Raw genomic sequence first — 3,469 nt, forward strand, 5'->3', positions numbered from 1 at the left:
ACATGCTCTCGTTTGATAAGGAGTAGAAAAATTCCTTGAGCATCGGCTCATCGCTGATCTTGACAGGCCTGATCAACAGCGGCAATCCGGCCCGTGTGATCTTTCGGACCTCCAGGTCCTCCGGATACTCTCCCTTGATGCCAGGGATGAAGGCCTGATCTGGATAGATGAGATGCAGCTTCTTTGCCTCTTCAATCAGCCAGTGCCGAAAACCCGGATGAGCGATTGAGATGAGGTCCATAGCCCTCTCTCGAATGCTCTTGCCATGAAGGTAGGCTATGACGTACTCAGTGACAACGTAGTGAATGTCGCCTCGCGTGAGTATGACTCCTGCCCCCTCACTCAGGAATGGCACAATTCGAGAGACCATCGGCCCGCGAGATGATGCACCTCCAGATCCGTCCTGCTCTGCGCTCTGTGCAGTGGACGGAAGGGCGAGAATGGTTTTGCCATCCTGGGCCAGGGCCGCACCCCTCATGAAGTCAGCCTGGCCGCCGATGCCGCTGTAAAAGCTATGTCCGAGAGACTCCGATGTAGCCTGACCTGTGAGATCAACCTCCAGAGCACTGTTGATGGCAGTCATCTTATGGTTCTTTGCTATGATCAGAGGATTATTTGTGTAGTCGATGCTTTTGAACTCTACCGACTTGTTCCCGCTCAGAAAATCAAATGTCTTTTTGCTGCCCATGCAAAATGTGGCTATGCTTTTGCCAGGATGAAGGCTCTTGTGGCTGTTGTCCACCACGCCGTCCTCCATCAGCCTGGCGATGCCATCCCCGAAAAGCTCAGTATGCACTCCCAGATGCCTCTTCTCTGAGAGGCTTGAGACAATGGCATTTGGAATGCTGCCATATCCCACCTGAATGGTTGATCCATCTTCCACAATGCGGGATACATATGTTCCAATCTTTCTGGCTACCTCTCCGGGCGCATTTTCGATGTACTCCAGCAGCGGTTCGTCTCTGGCCACGATATAATCCACATCATCCATGCAGATCCAACCGTCTCCGTCCACAGCCGGCATAAAAGAGTTGGGCTGAACGATGACGATTCCTGCCTTTTCCACTACTGCCCGGACTATGTCCACACTCACTCCCAGGTTCATGTTCCCATCAATGTCTGGCAGAGTTGTCTGGATGAGGGCCACGTCGAGTGGTATCCTCCCGGACCGGATCAGGCCCGGCAGAGCTGAAAGAAATATGGGAGTATAATCGGCCTCAGCTCGGTTGACTGCTTTTCTGGTGCTCTCGCCAATGAAAAAAGAGTTGAGCCGGAAGTTGTCTTTGAACTTCTCATCTGTGTAGGGAGCTACTCCGAGAGTTACTATGTTTATCAGCTCGGCATCCATGAAGGCCTTGGGCTGATTCTTGGCGAATTCCAGGAGAGACCTGACCAGATGCTGGGGCTCGCCACAGCCTGTGCCCACGAATATCCGGTCGCCTGGTCGGATATTTCCAAAGATGAACCTCTCCTGATCCCGGAACTTGCCGGGCCACCTTTTTTTTGTCTCCCCCATGGAAGCTGCAGTATTTTCTTTCATCCAATCATCAAATTGCCGAATCATTAAGTCATCAAGGTCGCCATAGGAAATCTATCCACTCTGCTCCTCCCGGCCACCGGAAAGAGCGAATCGCAGATGTTGTCTCCATCATCGTCCAGGCAGTACCCTCAATCAAAGTGGTTGCATATTGTCGAATTGTCCCAGAATATGTTCTGCATATAAGACCTCAAGATGATTTCTCATTTAGCGTATCTGCAAACCAGCTCCGCAAATTGCTCAGATGCTCCGGATCGTCCGACTCCGATAGTGCAAAAATGATGTCTCCTTGCTCCAAGATCGTGCTGCCGGATGGGATGATAAAGTCATCACCCCTTTTGATCATGGCAATTATTATGTCCTGGGAAAGTCCCAGATCGATAACCCTTTTGCCGATGGCAGGCGCCCCATCGAAGACCGGCAATTCGATTATCTTCTCTATGAAACCGGTTCCTGCAGGACAGTGGATTTTAAATTCTGATTCATTTCGTTGAGGCGCATCAAGCCCCAGCAATCGTGCCAATGAAGATATGGTAGAACCCTGCACAAGCGCGGACGTAAGGACGATAAAGAATACGAAATTAAATATCCGGTCCGCCTGGAAAAGGCCTGCAATAAGCGGAAAAGTGGCCAGGATAATTGGAGCTGCACCCTTCAGACCGACCCAGGAGACGAGAACCTTCTCCTTAACGGACAGCCCGCTGCCTATCGTGCATACAAAAACGCTCACCGGTCTGGCCAGGAACATGAGTACCAGGGAGATGAGAAGGCCATCTGCCGCGATTGGGATGATACGATTGGGAAAAACCAGAAGTCCAAGAGCTAAAAACATTACAATCTGCATCAGCCAGGCAGCGCTATCGTGGATTCTCCGCAGCATTCTTTTGTGGATAAAATCTGTGTTTCCTAAAGTTATTCCTGCCAGATAAACAGCCAAAAAGCCGTTGCCCTCCAGAAGGCAGGTTAGGCCGTATATTAGCAGCATCATGGATATGGTCAGAACTGGATAGAGCCCCTCGCATCCCAACTTGATGCGGTTGATGATTCTGCTGATTGCTTTGCCGGACAGATATCCAATGACTGCACCCAAAGCCATCTCCTGAGCAAACGAGGGAATTATGCTAGTAACAGATGTCAGCTCTCCGGAAATATATGAGATCAGGCTGATTGTCAGAAATATGGCCATAGGATCGTTGCTGCCAGACTCTAATTCGAGAAGGGGCTGGAGGTCTCCTTTGAGGCGGACATTGCTTGACCGCAAAACCATAAAGACGGCAGCAGCATCGGTTGCGGAGACGATGGCTCCAAGAAGCATGGCTTCTAAAATAGGGAGATTAAGGAGATAGACGGCAAGGCCACCCACTATCGCCGCAGTTATCATGACGCCGAGCGTTGAGAGAGCAAAACCCCTCCAGAGTATGGGGCGAATGTCCTTCCATTTGGTCTGCAGTCCACCGTCGAACAGTATGAATACCAGAGCTGTAATGCCCAGACATTGGGTCAGCCAGGGATCTGCGAAGTATATTCCGCCAGGGCCTTCCGATCCGGCCAGCATGCCTATTAAAAGAAAGAGAAGCAGAGCCGGTACACCAAGCCGTCCAGATGCTTTGCTGGCTGCAATGCTAAGGAGAAGCAGAATCGAGATCCCCAGCAGCGGATGGTCGATTAATAGCATTTACGTGATCATAGGCATCGATATGAAATAAAGCCAACGCTGCATTTCAAGAAAGTCGATCTGCGATCCAGACTACACTTTATCCATTCCAATTATAAGGCAACGACATTTAGCCATGAAATCCTCAGTCTGCCTGTGCAGATGATCCAAAAGACGGTCGGACTGCACCCCGTCCGGGCCTGCATAAGCCATGACTGCCCCTTTCCACCTTCCGCCATCCAAGCCCACATCTGAGAAATGCAGCTCGAAGGTCTCCA

The 3,469-nt window shown here is 50.8% G+C and carries 3 protein-coding genes; all 3 read right to left on the reverse strand.

What is annotated here, in order from left to right; translation table 11 throughout:
* Nucleotides 1–1,540: acetyl-CoA hydrolase/transferase C-terminal domain-containing protein (locus PHO70_08570; GenBank protein MDD5433013.1), on the reverse strand; the 1,540-nt coding region annotated here is incomplete at its 3' end.
* Between the two features lie 187 nt (nt 1,541–1,727).
* On the reverse strand, nt 1,728–3,212 hold the full coding sequence (locus PHO70_08575) for a potassium/proton antiporter (GenBank protein ID MDD5433014.1): 1,485 nt from the start codon (nt 3,210–3,212) through the stop codon (nt 1,728–1,730).
* A 72-nt stretch (nt 3,213–3,284) separates the two neighbouring features.
* The coding region (locus PHO70_08580; protein MDD5433015.1) for a hypothetical protein at nt 3,285–3,469 on the reverse strand (185 nt) is incomplete at its 5' end.

The organism is Candidatus Omnitrophota bacterium (assembly GCA_028715415.1).
GTDB lineage: Bacteria > Omnitrophota > Gorgyraeia > Gygaellales > Profunditerraquicolaceae > JAQURX01.

Bases quoted from the DNA above. Each gene is read 5' to 3' on its own strand.
- PHO70_08575 (MDD5433014.1), bottom strand. From the start codon at position 3,212: ATGCTATTAATCGACCATCCGCTGCTGGGGATCTCGATTCTGCTTCTC.